We start from the raw sequence: 20,049 nt of genomic DNA on the forward strand, positions 1-20,049 counted from the left end.
AAAGAATTATTGGATCAAGAGAATAAATATAAAAATCTTTTTTCCTCAACAAGTACAGCATTAGTCGTTTTTGAACCTGTTTTTAATTCTGAAGGTAATGTTATTGATGCTAAATATATAGATATGAATGCCAATAATGAAGAGATTATTGGATATAAGAAAATGGATCTTATTGGTAGAACCATACTCGAGGTTTTTCCAAAGATAGAAGATTTTTTGTTTGAAAATTTTGATTCTGTTGTGAAGACTAGAAAAAGTATTCGTTTTAAATATTTTCACACAGAACTAGGTAAGTATTTGTTGCTTAAGGTATTTCCTCTTGATGATTATGCTTTTGCAATTTCGTATAATGATGTTTCTGATCAAGAAATTCTTAAACAAAAATTAGATGAAAGTGAGAGAAGATATAAAACTATTTTTCATGAAAGTAGTTCAATAATGTTAATTATTGATCCTGACAATGGAGCTATTATTGATGCTAACTCTACAGCTATAAAATTTTATGGTTTCTCTAAAACGAAACTTCTTAGGATGAATATGTCTGATATTAATACCATGTCATCAGAAGATGTACAAAGGGAGATTGATTTGGTAGCGCAGAAAAAGAAAAAACACCTTTTATTTAAGCATCGCATTGCATCAGGCGAAATTCGCGATGTTGAAGTCTATTCAGGAACTGTTAAGAGCAATGGACAAACTATGTTGTACTCTGTTCTTCACGATGTGACAAAGAGTAGAGAAGCCTTGGAAAAAGTTAATAGATTGTCGATGGCGGTTGAGCAAAGTCCTGTGGCAATTGTTATTACAGATCTAAATGGGGATATGCTTTATTGTAATCCAAAGCATTGTGAAATAACTGGTTATAAAGAAAAGGAGTTGATAGGACATAATTCAAGGCTATTAAAATCAGGTAAATTTTCGAAGGATGTTTATGTAGACTTATGGAAAACCATTACGACAGGCAATAAATGGCAAGGTGAATTTTTTAATAAAAAGAAAGATGGAAGTTTCTATTGGGAATTAGCTTTTATTGCTCCCATAAAGAATGATGAAGGTGAAATTGTAAATTATATTAAGATTGGGGAAGATATCTCTGAGCGTAAACGTTTAGAAAATAAATTAGAGCATTCTATTTTGAAGGCTGAAGAAAGTGATAAGTTAAAGTCTTCTTTCTTGGCAAATTTAAGTCATGAGGTAAGGACACCTTTAAATGGCATAATGGGATTTACAAATATGATGATTTCAGATGGAATCTCAGAAGAAGAGCGTAAGGAGTTCGGATCTTATGTGGAGTCATCAGGGCGGCAATTGATGGCTACGATGGATAATATTCTTAAGTTATCGATGATAGAGATCGGTGAGATGAGTGTTAAATATTCTAATTTTGATATTAATAGTTTATTCTCGGATATAGAAATATACTATTCAAGCGAAGTTCATGATAAAGGACTAGAATTTAAACTCGATTGTAGTTGTAAATCTATGATTAGAAATGATAAAAAAAGAATTCGTCAGGTTTTAGATTGTTTAATTCAAAATGCTATAAAATTTACTTCTCACGGACAAATTACAATAAAGGGAGAATGTAATCATAAAATGCTGTCTGTATTAGTTGAAGACACAGGTATGGGAATTGCAGCGCAAGATCATAACAAAGTGTTTGACCGTTTTATGCAGGGCGATAATTTTTCAACACGTCAATTTGATGGTTCCGGTTTGGGATTGGCAATCTCGAAAGAAATTGTTATTTTATTAGGTGGTGAAATATGGGTAGAATCAGAAATTGGGAAAGGATCTAAATTTATTTTTACAATACCTAATGTGCCTGAAGATGTAAGTTGAGCTTGAGTTAGATCCAAATATAATAAAAGCCGAAACTTAAATTGTTTCGGCTTTTATTCTTTTATTGGGTCGTGTTCTTTATCGTTTTTCCATTAGTACAATATTCTCCACATGATGTGTGTGTGGAAACATGTCGACGGCTTGAACTTTAGTGACTTTATAAGCATGATCCATCATCTCTAAATCGCGAGCTTGTGTTGCTGAATTACAACTCACATATACGATTCTATTAGGGTCTGCCTGTAGAATAGTTGCAATTACATCAGAATGTATACCTGCTCTTGGAGGATCTAAAATCAACATATCAGGATGACCATGTTCAGCAATGAATTCTGCATTTAAGACATCCTTCATATCACCAGCAAAGAAAGCTGTGTTGTCAATTCCGTTAATCTCAGAATTCAACTTAGCATCTTCAATTGCCTCTGGTACGTATTCTATACCAATTACCTTTTTAGCTTGTCGAGCTACAAAGTTGGCAATAGTTCCTGTTCCTGTATATAAATCGTAAACAACTTCGTCTTTTTGAATGTTAGCAAACTCACGCGTTTTGCTATATAGTTGGTAAGCTTGTTCCGAGTTGGTTTGATAGAATGATTTTGGTCCAATCTTAAACTTCAAATCTTCCATTTGTTCGAAAATATGATCCACACCTTTGTATAAAATCACATCCTGATCTCCAATCGTATCGTTACCTTTTTCGTTTATAACGTACATTAATGAAGAAATCTCTGGAAATTTTTCAGCCAAGTGCGCCATAAGACCTTCACGTTTTTCTACATCTTCGTAATAGAAAACAACAACAACCATAACATCGCCAGTTGTAGATGTTCTAATAATTAAAGTACGTAGAAACCCGACTTGAGCACGAATATCGAAAAAGCTCAAATCATTGGCTAAAGCATATTCTTTAATTGCTAAACGAACAGCATTTGAAGGCTCAGCTTGCAAGTGACATTTTTTGATATCTACAATTTTATCGTATAAACGAGGAACGTGAAAACCAAGTGCAGGTGTATGCCCAAAATCATCGTCACTGCCAATTTCTTCCAACGTTAGGTAACGCTTGTTCGAGAAAGTGAATTCAAGTTTGTTACGGTAAAATTTTGTTTTAGCTGAAGGCAAAATAGGATTTGATTCAGGTAAATCTATTTTTCCAATTCGACTTAAATTGTCAATCACTTCTTGTTGTTTGAATTTTAGTTGTTCCTCGTAAGGTAAGTTTTGCCACTTACAACCACCACAAACACCAAAATGCTCACAAAAAGGATCTACTCGTAAATCAGAATATTTATGAAATACAACAGGATGACCTTCCATATAACTTTTACGTTTTTTTGTCACCTGTACATCCACAACATCGCCTGGTATAACGTTGGTTACAAACACAACTTTATCATCTACCTTGGCAATGGCCTTTCCTTCGGCTGCTAACTTTATAATTTCAACGTTTTCCAGTAAGGGTTTTTTCTTTCTATTTCTTCCCACTTTGTATTTCTTTAAAGATTTGGCTGCAAATATAAGACAAATAGTACTTAGAGTTTGTAAGTTATAAGTACTTAAAGTTAAAAATCACTTTCAGGAGTTGTAATTTTAAGTATTCATAAGTACTCTAGGCACTTTAAATACTTTAGACACTATTTTACTATCTTTGCAGGCCTAACATATAAACAATTCGTTGTCCATGATATCAATTAATAACCTCATAGTAGAATTTGGTGGCTTTACATTATTTAAAGACGTTACTTTTATCGTTAATTCACGCGACCGTATTGGTTTAGTAGGAAAAAATGGTGCAGGAAAATCGACACTCTTGAAAATTTTTGCTGGTAAGCAAGAAGCGACTAAAGGAACCATAAATATTCCCAATGAGATTAAGATTGGTTATCTACCTCAGCAGATGACTCATGAAGATGGACGAACTGTTATAGATGAAGCTTTAACAGCCTTTAAAGAGGTTATTCAGTTGGAAGAAGAGATTGCTCGTATTAATACGGAGATTGCAGAACGTACCGACTACGAATCTGAATCTTATATGGAATTGATTAATCGTTTGACTGAAAAAAGCGATAGATTTCATATGATGGGAGGCGGTAATGTTCAAGCTGAAGCAGAAAGAACGCTTCTAGGTCTTGGTTTTATGCGCAGCGATTTTACACGTCAAACCAATGAGTTTAGTGGTGGGTGGCGTATGCGTATTGAGTTAGTGAAAATTCTTTTGCGACGGCCCAATGTTTTTCTTCTCGATGAACCAACTAACCACCTCGATATTGAATCGATTCAATGGTTAGAAGATTTCTTGAAAACCTACGCTGGAGCTGTTGTTTTAGTTTCTCACGATAGAGCATTCCTTGATAATATTACCAATAGAACTGTTGAAATTTCTGTTGGAAAAATATACGATTATAAAGTTTCATATACCGAATATGTGCAGTTGCATGCCGAACGACGTGAGCAACAAATGAAAGCCTACGTTAATCAGCAAAAAATGATTAAAGAAACAGAGGATTTTATTGAGCGTTTTAGATATAAAGCAACTAAATCTGTACAGGTTCAATCACGAGTAAAACAATTAGAAAAAGTTGATCGTATTGAGATTGATCAGGTTGATAATTCTAAACTAAGCCTAAAATTCCCACCAGCTCCTCGTTCTGGCGATTTAGTTTGTCAGGTAAAAGGTTTGAGTAAAGCCTATGGTGATCATTTGGTTTTAGAGAATCTTGAATTTATAATTGAACGTGGCGAAAAGCTAGCTTTTGTTGGTAAAAATGGTGAAGGAAAATCGACTCTAGTGAAAGTGTTGATGGGTGAGATCGATTATACTGGTGTATGTAAACTCGGTCATAATGTGAAAATTGGTTATTTTGCTCAAAATCAGGCCATGTTGCTCGATGAGGAAAAAACTGTTTTCGATACCATTGATGATGTTGCTGTAGGCGATGTAAGAACTAAAATTCGTGATATTCTTGGTGGATTCATGTTTGGTGGAGAGGATATTGACAAAAAGGTAAAAGTATTGTCAGGTGGAGAACGTTCACGTTTAGCCATGATTCGTCTGTTGCTTGAACCAGTTAACTTACTTGTTCTCGATGAGCCAACCAATCATCTCGACATGAAATCGAAGGATGTGTTGAAAGAGGCATTACTTAATTTCGATGGAACGGTTATTGTCGTTTCTCACGATAGAGAATTCCTTGATGGTTTATCGTCTAAGGTTTATGAATTTACCAATAAAGGTATCAAAGAGCATTTGGGTGGTATTTATGGCTTTCTTCAGAATAAGAAGATGGCTAATATGCGCGAGCTTGATAGAAAAAAACAAGTTGCAGATGAAACGAAAGAAGATGTCGTTTTATCTGAGAATAAGTTGAACTACCTTGAACGTAAGGAAATGAGTAAGCAAATCTCTAAGCTAGAAAGAGCTGTGTCTAAAAGTGAAGAGATGATTGCTAAATATGAAGAGAAAATTGAAGAAATCGAAGCTCTTTTAACAGATCCCAAAAATCAAGATCAGGATACTTTTAAAACCTATGATGAGGCGAAAAAGAATCTTGAAAATGAGATGACTAATTGGGAAAACAAGAATGAAGAGCTGGAAACTTTAATCCTTGAAAAAGGGGAGTAGTTTTTAGTTTAAGCACTATCATGCTCTGACTATAAAAAAGCTGTAAGTGTCAGGGTATGATTAATCCATGCAGGAATATTTATTGAGAGCCTAAAAAATAGTATTGGAGCAAGAGATAATATTCACAGAATTACAAAATTTCCATAATTCACATATTTATTTTAGAGGAAATGTCTTTAATGAGCTTTTAAAAATCCAAAATTCATAAAATATTGTTTCTGAAAATCCAGATAGTTATACGTGAATGTCATTATGGAGAATAGGTTAAGAAACGTTTCACAGTAGAAAAATGATTCACAGAATTACAAAATTTCCATAATTCACAAGTAATTTTAATCTGTTTATTCTGAAATCCCGATAACTAAATGGGAATGTCATTATGGGGAATAGGTAAAATCAATTCATAGAATTTAAAAAAATAAGATATAAAAAAAGCCCGATGTTAAATCGGGCTTTTCTGTATAATAGACTAGAGTTTAGTTCTAGTTTCTTTCTGGTTTTGGTAATAAAGCTTTTCTAGAAAGTTTTAATTTACCTGTTTTAGGATCGATACCAATTAATTTAACTTCAACGATATCTCCTTCTTTCAACACTTCGTCAACTGTATTTAGTCTACGGTGTTCAATTTCAGAAATGTGAAGTAAACCATCTTTTCCAGGAAGAACTTCAACGAAAGCACCAAAGGCAACAATCGATTTTACTTTTCCTTTGTAAATAGTTCCAACTTCAGGAACTGCAGTGATACCTTTGATACGACCTAATGCAATATCAATTGCTTCTTTATCACTAGCTGAAATATCAACGTGACCTTTTCCGTCAACTTCTTCGATAACGATAACCGCACCTGAAGTTTCTTGAATTTCTTGAATAATTTTTCCACCGGGTCCTATTACTGCACCAATCATTTCCTTAGGAATAACAAGAGATACAATTCTTGGAGCGTGATCTTTAAGATCAACACGAGGTTCAGCGATAGTTTCTGCAATTTTATCTAAAATATGAAGACGACCAGCATGAGCTTGCATTAAGGCTTGCTCTAATACTTCATAAGGAAGTCCGTCAACTTTAATATCCATTTGAGTAGCAGTAATACCATCTCTAGTACCTGTTACTTTAAAGTCCATATCACCCAAGTGATCTTCATCACCTAAAATATCCGAAAGAATCGCATATTTTTTAGCACCTTCAGTAGAAATTAATCCCATTGCGATACCTGATACTGGTTTCTTCATTTGAAGACCTGAATCCATAAGTGCTAATGTACCTGCACAAACAGTAGCCATAGAAGATGAACCGTTTGATTCTAAAATATCAGAAACAACACGAACAGTATATGGACATTCGTCAGGAAGCATATTTTTAAGTGCACGATGCGCTAGGTTACCATGACCAATCTCACGACGAGAAATTCCTCTAGAAGGACGAGCCTCACCAGTACAGAAAGGAGGAAAGTTATAGTGAAGAGAGAATTTTTCTTTTCCACGGAAAAGAACATCATCAACCATCTTCTCATCTAACTTAGTACCTAATGTTACTGTAGTTAAAGATTGAGTTTCACCACGAGTAAAAATGGCAGAACCGTGAGCTCCTGGAAGGTAATCAATCTCAGACCAGATAGGACGAATTTCGTCAGTCTTACGACCATCTAAACGAACTCTATCTTCAAGAACCATTTCGCGAACAGCATCTTTTTCCACATCGTGGTAGTAGCGTCCAATTAAGCTCATGTTAACTTCTGAAGCTTCTTTACCTTCTGAGTATTCAGCAACAAATTCGTCTTTTACAGCTGCAAATGAAGCTGAACGTTCGTGTTTGTTAGGGTTTTGAAGTCTTGCAACTGCTAATACTTTAGCATATGTTTTGTCAATGATTAACTGCTTAAGTTCTTCATCAGTTTCTTCGTGACAATATTCTCTTTTTTTAGTGCTGCCAACTGCTTCAGCTAATTCAACCTGAAGTTGACATTGTTTTTTAATTGCTTCGTGAGCCACTTTGATAGCTTCAAGCATTTCTGCTTCTGAAACTTCTTTCATCTCACCTTCTACCATCATGATATTATCCATGGTAGCAGCAACCATAATCTCCAAGTCGGCAGCATTTAATTGCTCACGATTTGGATTAATTACGAATTCACCTTCGACTCTAGCCACACGAACCTCAGAAATTGGTTCCAAGAATGGAATGTCAGATACTGCAATAGCTGCAGAAGCTGCAAGACCAGCAAGAGCATCAGGCATGTCGTTTGCATCAACAGATATCAAGCTAATTGATACGAAAGTATCAGCGTGATAATTTGATGGGAATAATGGACGTAGGGCACGATCCACAAGACGACAAACTAAAATTTCATAGTCAGAAGGACGACCTTCTCTTTTCATAAATCCACCAGGGAAACGACCTAGTGCTGCATATTTTTCTTTGTAGTCAACAGACAAAGGCAAGAAGTCTACATCACTTTTTGCATTTGGGGCTGATACTACAGTAGCTAACAACATGGTCTTACCCATTTTTACTACAACAGCTCCATCAGCTTGTTTTGCTAATTTACCTGTTTCAATTGTGATGGACCTTCCATCACCTAATTCAATTGTTTTTTCGATTACATTCATCATTTGTAGTTTTATTCAAACTTGTATTTGGATAAGGCGAAATGTTGCCGTACTAAAATAAAAAAAGCAATCCTAATTGCTTAGGATTGCTAATATTATAGATATTACTTACGCATGTTTAATGCCTTAATAATAGCACGGTATCTTTCAATATCTTTTGCTTTTAAGTAATCCAATAGGCTTCTTCTTTTACCTACTAGTAATTGCAGCGCACGTTGGGTACTGTAATCTTTTCTATTTCTTTTAAGGTGCTCTGTTAAGTGAGCAATACGGTAAGAAAATAAAGCGATCTGAGATTCTGCAGCCCCAGTGTCTTTATTAGACTTTCCGTATTGTTCGAAAAGCTCTTGTTTTTTTTCTGCTGATAAATACATAGTACTTAAAATTAAATTTGTTTTGTTTGAACTATTAATTTGGCAAAAGTAAGTATTTATTTTCATATATCAATAGGCTTACTTTGTTGTTTTCCTTGTGTTACTTGTAGACCGTAGTAAAGAGGAAAATTAAGTTCAATTTTAATAAAAAAGAAGCCCCGAAATTGTGTTTCGAGGCTTCTAATATTATAGGATTTGTTTTGTAATCGAAATTAGTCGATTTTAAAAGGTTTATAGAAATAGTTTTCAAGATGTGCATAAACACACATCGAGCTTCTATTACCAAGTAAAATTCAAAACTAGAATTCGATTGTTAATTCTACTCTTCTATTTTTTGCTCTACCAGCAGCAGTTGAGTTATCTGCAATTGGTCTTTCTTCTCCATACCCAGTTGATGATAATCTATTAGATTCTATCCCGCTATTTTCGAAGTAAGTTTTTACTGCTCTAGCACGTTTTTCTGATAATAGTAAGTTTAAGGTATCATCACCTTGTGAGTCACTATGACCTTCGATTCTTAACTTGTAAGCTTGATTTGCTTTAAGAATTGATACGACATTATTTAGTATTGGATATGAAGGACTTGTAATAATTGCTTGACTTGTTTTGAATTTTACACCTTCGATAGCCTTTTCTAAAGCTTTAATTTCTGAAACTTTAATTTCAGGACAGCCTTTATTTGCAGCAATTCCGGCTACATCAGGACATTTATCATCTTTGTCAGCTATACCATCACCGTCTGTGTCAGGACAACCATTAAGAGTTCCAGCTACATCAGGACATTGGTCATCTTTGTCAGCAACACCATCTCCATCTGTGTCAGGACAACCATTAAATTCTTTTAACCCTTTTACACTAGGACATTCATCATTTTTATCGGCAATACCGTCTCCATCAGTATCAGGACATCCGTTAAAAGCTGCAGTTCCTTTTACATTAGGGCATTCGTCATCTTTATCAGGAATACCATCAGTATCCGTATCAGGACAACCATTAAATATGGCTAACCCTTTTTCGTTAGGACATTCATCTTCTGAATCAGCAATGCCATCACCGTCAGTGTCGGGGCAACCACCGAAAAGTTCTAAACCAGCAATCTCTGGACATTTATCTTTTCTATTTGGAATACCATCGTTGTCTGAATCTTTCTTTTTACCTAAGTTGAATACGACACCGATAGTGTGTTGTGCTAACCAGTCGTTGTGATTTTTACGAACTTTAGTTGTGTTATCTAAGAAATCGGAATCACTATAAATAAATGTTTCTTGAAGAACAATGTTTACTGTAGGTGAAACTTTAAATGTTAGACCTAAACCAAAGTCTGGTAATTCCGTGTTGTTTATGTCGTTATCCGATTTTTTATCTGTAAAAATCATATGACCTATACCTGCAAAAACAAAAGGTCTCAATTTTGCTGTTTCATATTTAAAGAAACTATACTTTAAGTTCAAATTAAATTGAAACATATTGTATTTGAAATTATAATCAGCTCCACTATTGTCTCTGTGTGTTAATTCACCAAAAGTAGTTTGTAATGATAAATCCAAATGAGGTGTCAAGTATCTGGATACTGTTATACCTCCAAAGCCATTAAATGCCTGATCGAAATCATAGAGTCCATTTCCCAACTCTCCTTTATATTGTTCTGAACCAAAATTAAGCCCTAGGCCCCATTTTTTATCTTTGGTTTGTGCGCTACTGGTAAATGCTATACCTAGTATAACAGTTAGAAGTAAAATACATTTAATTTTCATAATTGTTTTTTTTAATTTTAATTAATTTTATTTTAGAAAAATAGTATTTATATATCATTGGTTGTAACTGTGTGGTTCCTATGATATTATTGTCTTATTAGTAATCGTATTATATATAAAATTAAATATACTTATTGATATAACCAAATTTATATTCTTAGTTTCTTTACCTGATTGAAATTACATAATATCCAAAATTGTATAGTTTTTTTTGACTTGCTACTGAATATAAGACTTGGAGGTCCTTTAATTTAATACTAAAAAAAAAAGATGCTCATTTGAGCATCTTTTTTTGCATTATTATATGTGAGATAAATTTATTTTACCTCAACATGTTCATCAATATATTCTTCAATAGGAGCACAGCTACACATCAAGTTTCTGTCTCCATGAGCATCGTCAACACGCGATACTGCTGGCCAAAATTTGTTTTCAGCAACCCAATCCAATGGATAAGCAGCTTTCTTACGAGAATATGAATGATTCCACTCATCAGCAGTTAATACCATATGCGTGTGAGGTGCGTGATTAAGAACGTTGTCTTGAGCATCAGCCACACCATCTTTAATTTTCTTGATTTCTTCTTTAATCTTAGCAAGTGCTTAAAAATAACTCAAAGTATCTTAATGGGAGGAAGAGTTTCTTGAGAACTCAACAAAAATTCTAAAACTTAAAGAAATAGGAGAGATGTAGATGTTATTAGCTGATAACTATTCTGCATTAAATGTTGCATCCAACCTAGGATTTATTTGTTATGATAAATACTGATAAGTATACATAGGTACATTATGGTTGGCACATTAATCATGCAATCAATGTTAGTTTATGTTTTATATATATGCCAGTTGTGAATGAGCGAGACGCTTGATGTAAAAGACCAATACAGTAAGTTCTTCTGGATGTTTAATGACTCGTTACTTTGGTAGATTAGATGCTTGATTTATTAAGTTGGTGGTTTAACTCCTTGGTTTGTATTGATAAAGAAACTGCTTAGAATGAGTCCAATTTATCTTAAGTGATGTTTTATGTATAGTTATTGTTCAATTTTTAATATATTTGCATGTTATTTTGGTAATTGGATTGGTGCAAGAACTACTTTGATATTGTAAAGTTTAATAACTTGTGTCCCTTTTTATGGGTAAATATATTTAAACTTATTAAAGGAAGCATAACATTACCTCATGTCGTAAATCTTATTCTATAAAATTTAATTATGAAACATTTATTACTTTTAATCCTGTTTTGTTTTTCTTTACAAGGACTTGTTCTTTCACAGGAGTATTATACTGTAGCTGATTTTGTGAAAAACCATAAAAAAGCATCTGATAAACTTATTTCAGTTAGAGGAGAAATAACTAAGCAGAATTTTAAAATAAAATCTTTAGAACAAAATGTTCACAAATTAAATGTTGAGAAAAACGAATTGGTCTTGCAATTATCTGGATTGGATAAATCTTATGAAGGAATTGTAGAAAAAAAGATTTCGGATTATAAAAAGAAAGATGAGTTTGAGACTCAGGCAGAGTATAGCGAACGAATTCTTAATATCGATTCAGTTATAGAGAAGTTTAAAAAACAAATTAGTAGTCAAATGAGTATTGATGATGATACTCAGAAAATAGACTCTCTCAATAGAAAAATTGAACAGTTGATGCAAGTCATGTTAAAGTTATCAGACGATTTATCTGATATGAAAGTGAAAGCCTCTAACTGTACTACAGATATGGCAAGATTTGCTCAAGATAAGATAATTGAAGTTCCTTACATTTATGTATTATCTCGATACGATGCTGATGGTGAGTTTTTTGTCCTTTCTAGGAAAGGAAGTGCAAGTTTACTTGCGAGTGTTCCTAGAAAAGAAGCTAGGTTGTTTAAAACAGCTTTTGATACGATAAAAATATATTCACACCCATACAATAGTGTCGCTATTGTTGGTGACAATCAATATATTCTTACAAAATTTGAATTAATTGATCCAAGAGATAATAAACAATATAGAATTGTAAAAGTTGAAAGTCAAATATGGATGGCTGAGAACCTAGCTTATGAAACAAAGAAAAAATCATATCCTTATGGTAAAGATGAATCTAATGTTGAAAAATATGGACGTTTATACTCTTGGGAAACTATTGAGGAGGCTTGCCCTGCGGGATGGCATGTTCCTTCTGATCTTGAATGGAAAATTCTTGAGAAAGCTATTGGTATGACAGATAGCGAATTAGATTTGACAGGTGAGAGAGGTACAGGCTCAGGAGCAGCATTGAAATCTGAAGATGGTTGGAAAAGTGGCGGTAATGGTCTAAATAAATATGGGTTGAATTTTTTACCTGCTGGAATAAGAGGTTCTAAAGGAAATTATGCCTCCCTTGAAATCGAAACAAGAGTTTGGTCGTCAACAGAATTAGATTCTAAAAATGCATATTCACGAGGTTTAATTTTCTTTAATGACAAGATAACTAGATCTGCTCAAAAGAAAGATATGGCAAGTTCAGTGCGATGTATTAAAAATTAATATTTTAAAATATAATTAAAGAGGCTGTCAATGTTTGTTGACAGCCTCTTTTGTATTTGAATATTGTCTAGTCTTGAATAAATGGTTTTAGCTAGGACTAGCTAATTGCATTGAGTCCGAATTTATTTTACCTCAACGTGTTCATCAATATATTCTTCAATAGGAGCACAACTACACATTAAGTTTCTGTCTCCATGAGCATCGTCAACACGCGATACTGCTGGCCAAAATTTGTTTTCAGCAACCCAATCTAATGGATAAGCAGCTTTCTTACGAGAATATGAATGATTCCACTCATCGGCAGTTAATACCATATGTGTGTGTGGTGCGTGCTTAAGAACGTTGTCTTGAGCATCAGCTACACCATCTTCAATCTCTTTCATCTCGCCATTGATTCTTGCCAATGCTTCAACAAAACGATCAAGTTCTTCTAGTGGCTCACTTTCAGTAGGTTCTACCATAAGTGTTCCATGAACTGGGAAAGAAAGCGTTGGTGCGTGAAATCCGTAATCCATTAAACGCTTAGCAATATCCCCATCGGTAATACCAACAGTTTTATTAAACTCTCTACAGTCAAAAATCATTTCGTGACCTACACGACCTTTATCTCCTTTGTAAAGAATTTTGAAACCAAGTTTTTCGAATGAAGAAGCAAGATAGTTGGCATTTAAGATAGCCATTTTAGTTACTTGTTCTAATCCATCAGTACCCAACATGGCGATGTAGCCGTAAGTAATAGGTAAAACAGAAGCCGATCCGTAAGGAGCAGCAGAAACAGCTGTAATTCCATTTTCACCACCCGTTTTCACAACTTTGTGTGTAGGTAAGAATTGAACCAAGTGTTTAGCTACACAAATAGGACCAACTCCAGGACCTCCTCCACCATGAGGAATAGCAAATGTTTTATGTAGGTTTAAGTGACAAACGTCAGCGCCAATTGTACCTGGATTTGTTAGGCCAACTTGAGCATTCATGTTTGCACCATCCATATAAACTTGTCCACCGTTTTCGTGAATCAAGTTCATCATTTCTTTAATACCTGTTTCAAATACACCATGTGTTGATGGGTAAGTGATCATGTAAGCACATAAATTATCCTTATATTTTTCAACTTTAGCTTTAAAGTCTTCGAAATCAACATTTCCTTTTTCGTTGCATTTTACAACAACAACTTGCATGCCTGCCATAGAAACTGAAGCAGGGTTTGTACCGTGAGCCGAAGCTGGAATCAATACAACATTTCGATGACTATCGCCACGTGAAATATGGTATTCACGAATAACTAATAAGCCTGTGTATTCACCAGCTGCACCTGAGTTTGGCTGAAGAGTACATCCTGAAAAACCTGTAATTGTAGATAACCATTGTTCAAGTTCAGTTATGATTTGAGTATAACCTTTAGCTTGATTAGTTGGAATAAAAGGGTGAAGACCACCAAATTCAGGCCAACTAAGAGGTAGCATTTCTGCAGCAGCATTCAATTTCATGGTGCAAGAACCTAAAGAGATCATCGAGGTGTTTAGTCCGATATCTTTTTTCTCAAGGTTTTTGATGTAACGCATCATTGCTGTTTCAGAATGATAACGGTTAAAGACATCTAATGTTAGGTATGCGCTTGTACGAGCCAATTTCTTATCGAAATATAACTTTTCTTCCATTGCTGTTTCAGCAACTTCAGCTTTGCCAGCGGCTTTTGCGAAAATATTTAGGATGCTATTTAATTCTGCATCGCTAATTTTTTCATCGGTAGAAATACCAATTGTTGTATCGTTAATATAACGGAAGTTGAACTCTTTTTCAAGGGCTGCAGTACGAATTGCTTCCATTGAAACACCAGTAGGAAGTACAATCTCTAAAGTATCGAAAAAATTCTCGATGTTTTGAGTGTAACCTAATGCTTTTAATCCTTCTGAAAGGAAACCAGCAGCAGAGTGAATATGTGTGGCAATACGTTTAATACCTTCTTGACCGTGATAAGTAGCATAAAAGCCAGCCATTGTAGCTAAAAGAGCCTGAGCTGTACAAATGTTTGAAGTTGCTTTTTCACGTTTAATATGTTGTTCGCGAGTTTGAAGAGCTAAACGAACTGCTCTGTTGCCTTGTGCATCCTTAGTTACACCAATAATACGTCCGGGAATTGAACGTTTGTAAGCTTCACGACAAGCCATGTAGGCTGCATGAGGTCCGCCGTATCCCATTGGAATACCAAATCGTTGTGTAGAACCAACTGCAATATCAGCACCCCACTCACCAGGAGCAGTTAGTAATGCTAAACTCATAAGGTCGGCAGCAACAGTAACTAATGCTTCAACGCCATGTGCTTTTTCTACAAATTCAGTGTAATCTTCAATACTACCATTAGCGGCAGGATATTGAATAATAGCTCCGAATACGGCATCAGTAAATTCAAACGTTTTGTAATCTCCAATAACTAATTCAATGCCTAGTGGTTTTGAACGAGTAACAAGTACATCAAGCGTTTGAGTGAAAATATTCTTGTCAACAAAAAGTGTATTGGCTTGAGCCTTTTTCTTTGCTCTTGAACGTAAACTATGCATCATATGCATAGACTCACCAGCAGCTGTTGCTTCATCAAGAAGAGAGCTATTGGTTAATTCCATTTTAGTTAGATCTAAAATAGCTGTCTGAAAGTTCAAAAGTGCTTCTAATCTACCTTGAGAAACTTCAGCTTGGTATGGTGTGTATGGTGTGTACCATCCTGGATTTTCGAGTACGTTTCGAAGAATAACAGCAGGCGTAATTGTGTCATAATAACCTTGACCAATAAATGTTCTGAATAATTTATTTTTAGCAGCAATACCTTTAATTTTCGATAAATACTCATTCTCAGTTAAAGCTTCAGGAAGACTTAAAGGCTGAGTTATACGAATGTTAGAAGGAATTGTTTCTTCGATTAGGGCATCTAATGATGATGTACCAACAGTTTCCAACATTGTTTTAATATCGCTGTTGCGAGGTCCAATGTGACGGGAAACAAACTTTTCAGTTGCCATATCCTTGTATGATTTTAGTGTTTGTGTAAAAAAATGTTTACCTTAATTTGCAAGCGTAAATGTAGCAAAAGATTTAGGATTACATCGATTGCATTTGGAGAAATAACTATTCTGTTTTTCGTTATTCTTTTTGTCTGAAAATAAGTGGTTTAATGTAATTTTGTTGCTGATTATTTGATGATTTCTAATGATTTTTTTATCTTCATGATATTTTTATTCTTACAGAATCAAAAGGGAATCAGATTAACTTGTATAAAAGAGTTGGTATTTTAGGTTTCTTGTTTTCAATTTGTAAAGACTAATCTATTTAAAGTGGTATATTTGTAATTCAAACTTTCAAAATGATAGAATTTAAAGAAGGTGATAAAGCGCCTGACTTTTCTGGTATAAATCAAGATGGTAAGATTTTGAAATTGTCTGATTTTAAAGGAAAACGATTGATACTTTATTTTTACCCTAAAGACAATACGCCAGGATGTACGGCTGAATCGTGTAATTTGAATGAAAATTACGATGAATTAACCAAACATGGTTTTGAGATTGTGGGGGTGAGTCCCGATGAGCCTGGAAAACATCAGAAATTTATTGCCAAATATAACTTGGCTTTTAATTTGATTGCGGATACTGAAAAGAAAATACTTCAGGCCTATGGCGCTTGGGGAGAGAAAAAACTCTATGGTAAAGTTTACGATGGGGTTTTGCGCTCAACATTTATAATCTCTGAGGAAGGTGTGATTGAAAAAGTCTTTAGGAAAGTAAAAACGAAAGATCATACCAATCAAATTTTGACAGAACTGAATATTCAATTTTAAAAATTAATAATATATATAAATATGGCAACGAAAGATATTGCAGATATTAATAAAGAAAAACTGAAAGCACTCCAGTTAACCATGGATAAAATTGATAAAACCTACGGAAAAGGTGCTATCATGAGAATGGGAGACGAGGTTGTTGTCGATTTGCCAGCTATTTCGTCAGGTTCACTTTCGTTGAATATAGCTTTGGGTGTAGGTGGTTATCCTAAGGGACGTGTTATTGAAATTTATGGTCCTGAATCGTCTGGTAAAACAACGCTTGCAATTCATGCTATGGCTGAAGTACAAAAAGCTGGTGGTATTGCTGCTTTTATCGATGCAGAACACGCTTTTGATCGTTTTTATGCTGAAAATTTAGGTGTAGATATTGAGAATCTATTAATTTCTCAACCAGATAATGGTGAGCAAGCCCTTGAGATTGCTGATCAATTAATTCGTTCATCTGCTGTTGACTTAGTTGTTATTGACTCGGTAGCTGCTTTGACTCCTAAAGCTGAGATTGAAGGTGAAATGGGTGAATCTAAAATGGGTTTACAAGCTCGTTTAATGTCTCAGGCTCTTCGTAAGCTTACTGGTAATATTAGTAAGACGAAAACAACTTGTATGTTTATTAACCAATTACGTGAAAAAATTGGTGTTATGTTCGGAAATCCTGAAACAACTACTGGTGGTAATGCACTTAAATTTTACGCTTCGGTTCGTTTAGATATTCGTCGTATTGGTCAAATTAAAGATGGTGATGAGGTTCTAGGTAATCATACACGTGTTAAAGTCGTGAAAAATAAGGTTGCACCTCCATTCCGTAAGGCTGAATTCGATATCATGTATGGTAAAGGCGTTTCTAAAACTGGCGAAATTGTTGATCTTGGTGTTGATTTCAATGTGATCAAGAAAAGTGGTTCATGGTTTTCTTATGGTGAAGTTAAGCTTGGTCAAGGTCGTGAGGCTGTTAAGCGTTTAATTGCCGATAATGTAGAGTTAGCTGAAGAGTTAGAAGCTAAAATTATTGAAGCGATGCATGCTCCTAAGGAAAAATAATAATAAGCAAGCATTTATAAAGCATTGTCTTTATTAAGATATAAAGGTTCTCAATTTAAATTGAGAACCTTTTTTTATTGATTTATGTTTTGATTTTAAATCAAAATAATGAGACAAATTAATTTAATCGTATTTTTTATTCTAATTTTACGAGGCAATTTACAATTCACTAACTAACAACATTAATAATGAAGAATAAACATTTATTAATTGGTTTGGCTTTAATCACAGGTATGTCCTCATGTCAGAATGCGACTACTACTGCTGATGATAAAAGCGAAGCAGATAATCAATCTTATCGTACACCTGAAACAAAATTGGCATCAGATCGTATGACTCCAGAAGTTTTGTGGTCGTTTGGACGTATGGGTGGAGAAAGTGTTTCACCTGATGGAAAGACTGTTCTTTATGGTGTGACTTATTTTAATAAGGAAGAAGATAAATCATATAGAGACCTTTACACACTTCCTGTAGCTGGTGGTGAGGCGAACCAAATTACCAATACTAAGGCTAAAGAATGGGGCGAGCGTTGGACAAAAGATGGTCATATAGCATTCCTTTATGCTGAAAGTGGATCGGTTCAAGTGTGGGAAATGAATGCGGATGGTACAGGTCGTAAGCAGTTGACTGATATTGATGGTGGAATTAATGATTTTAAATTTTCGCCAGACGAGACAAAAATTTTATTCTCGAAAGAGGTAAAACTTGAAAAAAATGTACAGGATAAACATCCTGATTTAGACAAGGCTAATGCTCGTGTTATTGGTGACGAATTTTATCGTCATTGGGATCATTGGGTAGAGGCTTATACTCATATTTTTGTTGCCGATTTCAACAAAGGAACTATGTTGAAAGCTGGTAAAGATATTATGGAAGGTGAAAAATGGGAAGCTCCTGTTCGACCTTGGGGTGGAATAGAACAAGTAAGCTGGACCGTTGATGGTGAGAATATTGCTTATTCTTCTCGTAAGAAATATGGTGTTGATTACGCTCTCTCAACGAATACTGATATCTATTTTTACAATTTAGAAAGTGGAGAAACTAAGAATGTAACCAAAGGTATGATGGGTTACGATAATAACTTGTCTTTTTCGCCTGATGGAAAATATATGGCTTGGGAAAGCATGGAGCGTGAAGGCTATGAGGCAGATCAAATTCGTTTATTTGTGATGGATTTGAAGACTGGTGATAAAAAATACATGACTAAAGGTTTCGATCAAAATGCGGAGCATTTAACATGGACTAAGGATAGTAAATCGATCTACTTTATTTCCGATTGGCATGCTACTGACGAAATATACCGTATGGATATGGCAGATGGCAAGATCAATAAAATTACTGAAGGGGTTCACAATTACCAATCGATACATCCTGTTGGCGATAAGTTGATTGCTAAGCGTGTGTCTATGAGTAAGCCTGCTGAATTATATAGCGTTGATGCTAAAACAGGTGATGCTAGTGAAATTTCATTCATAAATAAGCACATCCTCGATCAGTTGAGTATGGGTACAGTTGAAAAGAAATGGGTAGAAACGACTGATGGTAAGCAAATGTTGGTATGGATAATTAAACCTCCTCATTTTGATAAGAACAAGAAATATCCTGCTATACTTTATTGTCAAGGTGGACCTCAAGGAACTGTTTCTCAGTTTTGGAGTTACCGTTGGAATTTCCAAATGATGGCTTCAAACGACTATGTAATTGTAGCGCCTAACCGTAGAGGTTTACCAGGTTTTGGTAAAGAATGGTGTGAGCAAATTTCTGGCGATTATGGCGGGCAAAATATGAAAGATTACCTTTCTGCTATTGATAATGTAAAAGAAGAAAAATATGTGGATGAAGATCGTTTGGGTTGCGTAGGTGCATCTTATGGTGGTTTCTCCGTATACTGGTTGGCAGGACATCACCAAAAACGTTTTAAAGCATTTATTGCTCACGATGGTATGTTTAACTTAGAAGCTCAATATTTAGAAACTGAAGAAATGTGGTTTGTAAATTGGGATCTTGGTGGTTCATTCTGGGACAAGAATAATAAGATTGCTCAACGTTCTTATGCTAACTCTCCTCACAAATTTGTTGATAAGTGGGATACACCAATCATGGTTGTTCATGGCGAGAAAGATTATCGTATTGTTGCTTCACAAGGAATGCAAGCTTTTAATGCTGCGCGTTTGAGAGGTATTCCTGCTAAATATCTTTACTTTCCAGAAGAAAATCATTGGGTACTTGGTGTTCAAAATGGAATTTTATGGCAACGAGAATTTGCCAGTTGGTTAGATAAGTGGGTAAAAAAATAATATTGAAATAAAGCGAGATGTTAAATTAGCTTGTTGTAAGTTTTGTGATTCGACACAATCCTTATGACAAGCTTTTTTATGCTGTATGATCAGTATTTAAAAGGGATGTTGGGTAAATATCTTTTTACGCACGAAATTGGCAGTTTATCATCATAAGTATATTTAT

Annotated in this window: 12 protein-coding genes; 6 read left to right on the top strand and 6 right to left on the bottom strand. The window is 34.7% G+C overall.

The features are described 5' to 3' along the window. The first annotated feature begins 9 nt into the window (after nt 1–9). The gene (locus tag EMN46_RS02675) at nt 10–1,842 is read left to right on the top strand and encodes a PAS domain S-box protein (RefSeq protein ID WP_154199135.1); all 1,833 of its coding nucleotides are present in this window, start codon (nt 10–12) and stop codon (nt 1,840–1,842) included. Between the two features lie 78 nt (nt 1,843–1,920). On the opposite strand, the gene rlmD is transcribed toward EMN46_RS02675, so the two are convergent. After that, a complete protein-coding gene (gene rlmD / locus EMN46_RS02680; RefSeq protein ID WP_368667487.1) occupies nt 1,921–3,330 on the bottom strand; it encodes a 23S rRNA (uracil(1939)-C(5))-methyltransferase RlmD in 1,410 nt (469 codons plus the stop codon). A gap of 196 nt (nt 3,331–3,526) precedes the next feature. On the opposite strand from rlmD, the gene EMN46_RS02685 reads away from it, so the two are divergent. Beyond that, complete coding sequence (locus EMN46_RS02685) at nt 3,527–5,467, top strand: ABC-F family ATP-binding cassette domain-containing protein (protein WP_154199136.1); 1,941 nt, start codon at nt 3,527–3,529, stop codon at nt 5,465–5,467. A gap of 482 nt (nt 5,468–5,949) precedes the next feature. Here EMN46_RS02685 and pnp read toward each other — a convergent pair whose 3' ends face one another. The 4 genes from pnp to EMN46_RS02705 form a co-directional block, all read right to left on the bottom strand. Continuing rightward, complete coding sequence (gene pnp / locus EMN46_RS02690) at nt 5,950–8,076, bottom strand: polyribonucleotide nucleotidyltransferase (protein ID WP_229130245.1); 2,127 nt, start codon at nt 8,074–8,076, stop codon at nt 5,950–5,952. Nucleotides 8,077–8,180: 104 nt separating this feature from the next. Beyond that, nucleotides 8,181–8,516 (bottom strand): 30S ribosomal protein S15, encoded by a 336-nt coding sequence (rpsO, locus tag EMN46_RS02695; RefSeq protein WP_255447665.1) that lies wholly within the window; start codon nt 8,514–8,516, stop codon nt 8,181–8,183. A gap of 233 nt (nt 8,517–8,749) precedes the next feature. Then, nucleotides 8,750–10,204, bottom strand: coding sequence for an OmpA family protein (locus EMN46_RS02700; protein ID WP_154199138.1), 1,455 nt, complete (start codon nt 10,202–10,204; stop codon nt 8,750–8,752). A gap of 317 nt (nt 10,205–10,521) precedes the next feature. Then, nucleotides 10,522–10,761, bottom strand: coding sequence for a hypothetical protein (locus EMN46_RS02705; RefSeq protein WP_154199139.1), 240 nt, complete (start codon nt 10,759–10,761; stop codon nt 10,522–10,524). A 656-nt stretch (nt 10,762–11,417) separates the two neighbouring features. Here EMN46_RS02705 and EMN46_RS02710 point away from each other — a divergent pair. Further along, a complete protein-coding gene (locus tag EMN46_RS02710; protein WP_154199140.1) occupies nt 11,418–12,716 on the top strand; it encodes a fibrobacter succinogenes major paralogous domain-containing protein in 1,299 nt (432 codons plus the stop codon). Nucleotides 12,717–12,838: 122 nt separating this feature from the next. Here the strand turns inward: EMN46_RS02710 and gcvP are convergent, their stop codons facing one another. After that, nucleotides 12,839–15,730, bottom strand: a complete 2,892-nt coding sequence (gene gcvP / locus EMN46_RS02715; RefSeq protein WP_154199141.1) for an aminomethyl-transferring glycine dehydrogenase — start codon at nt 15,728–15,730, stop codon at nt 12,839–12,841. 341 nt (nt 15,731–16,071) lie between these two features. Between gcvP and bcp the strand changes: the two genes are divergently transcribed. The 3 genes from bcp to EMN46_RS02730 all read left to right on the top strand — a co-directional run bounded on the left by bcp (nt 16,072) and on the right by EMN46_RS02730 (nt 19,883). Further along, a complete protein-coding gene (gene bcp, locus EMN46_RS02720; RefSeq protein WP_154199142.1) occupies nt 16,072–16,542 on the top strand; it encodes a thioredoxin-dependent thiol peroxidase in 471 nt (156 codons plus the stop codon). A 21-nt stretch (nt 16,543–16,563) separates the two neighbouring features. Further along, the gene (gene recA, locus EMN46_RS02725; RefSeq protein WP_154199143.1) at nt 16,564–17,586 is read left to right on the top strand and encodes a recombinase RecA; all 1,023 of its coding nucleotides are present in this window, start codon (nt 16,564–16,566) and stop codon (nt 17,584–17,586) included. A gap of 188 nt (nt 17,587–17,774) precedes the next feature. Beyond that, nucleotides 17,775–19,883 (top strand): S9 family peptidase, encoded by a 2,109-nt coding sequence (locus EMN46_RS02730; RefSeq protein WP_154199144.1) that lies wholly within the window; start codon nt 17,775–17,777, stop codon nt 19,881–19,883. Nucleotides 19,884–20,049: the final 166 nt, after the last annotated feature.

Source organism: Ancylomarina sp. 16SWW S1-10-2, assembly GCF_009669305.1.
Lineage (GTDB): Bacteria > Bacteroidota > Bacteroidia > Bacteroidales > Marinifilaceae > Ancylomarina.